Source organism: Brenneria populi, assembly GCF_036016195.1.
GTDB classification, from domain to species: Bacteria; Pseudomonadota; Gammaproteobacteria; order Enterobacterales; family Enterobacteriaceae; genus Brenneria; species Brenneria populi.
On sequence record NZ_JAYWTM010000003.1, the window covers coordinates 1 to 1,293 of the forward strand.

Genomic DNA, 1,293 nt, shown 5'->3' on the forward strand with positions numbered 1-1,293 from the left:
AGGAAGAAGATGCAACGTATTGAAATGGAAAACGAAATATTAAAAAAGGCTACCGCGCTCTTGATGTCAGACTCCCTGAACAGTTCTCGATAATCGGGAAACTCAGGGCGCGTTATCCTGTGGCCACACTCTGCCATGTGTTCGGGGTTCATCGCAGCAGCTACAAATACTGGAAAAACCGTCCTGAAAAGCCAGACGGCAGACGGGCTATATTACGCAGCCAGGTACTTGAGCTGCATGGCATCAGCCACGGTTCGGCCGGAGCAAGAAGCATCGCCACAATGGCAACCCAGAGAGGCTACCAGATGGGGCGCTGGCTTGCTGGCAGGCTCATGAAAGAGCTGGGACTGGTCAGTTGCCAGCAGCCTACTCACCGGTATAAACGTGGCGGTCATGAGCATGTTGCTATCCCGAATCATCTTGAGCGACAGTTCGCCGTAACGGAGCCCAACCAGGTGTGGTGCGGTGATGTGACCTATATCTGGACAGGTAAACGCTGGGCGTACCTCGCCGTTGTTCTCGACCTGTTCGCAAGAAAACCAGTGGGCTGGGCAATGTCGTTCTCGCCGGACAGCAGACTCACCATGAAAGCGCTGGAAATGGCATGGGAAACTCGCGGTAAGCCCGTCGGGGTGATGTTCCACAGCGACCAGGGTAGTCATTATACAAGCAGGCAGTTCCGGCAGTTACTGTGGCGATACAGGATCAGACAGAGTATGAGCCGGCGCGGAAACTGCTGGGATAACAGCCCAATGGAGCGCTTCTTCAGGAGTCTGAAGAACGAATGGGTGCCGGTGACGGGTTACGTAAGCTTCAGCGATGCAGCTCACGCCATAACGGACTATATCGTTGGATATTACAGTGCACTAAGACCGCACGAATATAATGGTGGGTTACCACCAAACGAATCGGAAAACCGATACTGGAAAAACTCTAACGCGGTGGCCAGTTTTTGTTGACCACTACATCTACAGCGGCAGATAAGCCGGAGACACGACAAGAAAGATACCGGCAGCCTGGGGTTCCCGCATTCTGTAATGCATCGTGGGCGTTTCGTGCGAACTCGCCGCTGTCGATTTCTGCCCCTCGCATTTCTTACGCCAGGAGGTGAACGGCTTAAACGCTGGATTTATCTCTAATATCAATATGCTAAAAATAAAGATACAAACAGGGCGTTTTGTCGGGATTATTTAAGCTGGGAGCAAAATTTTAGGAGGTAGACAATGAGATGGGTAATATCCGAACATTGGAGTTACTGCATTTCCAATTATATGGTGCATCCGGGAGGATTCG

General features: G+C 51.5%; 1 pseudogene. It reads left to right on the forward strand.

The annotated features are described in order from the left end of the window. Positions 1–959 (forward strand): annotated as a pseudogene (locus VSX58_RS04750) (IS3-like element ISEc52 family transposase); the annotation flags it as partial. Positions 960–1,293: the final 334 nt, after the last annotated feature.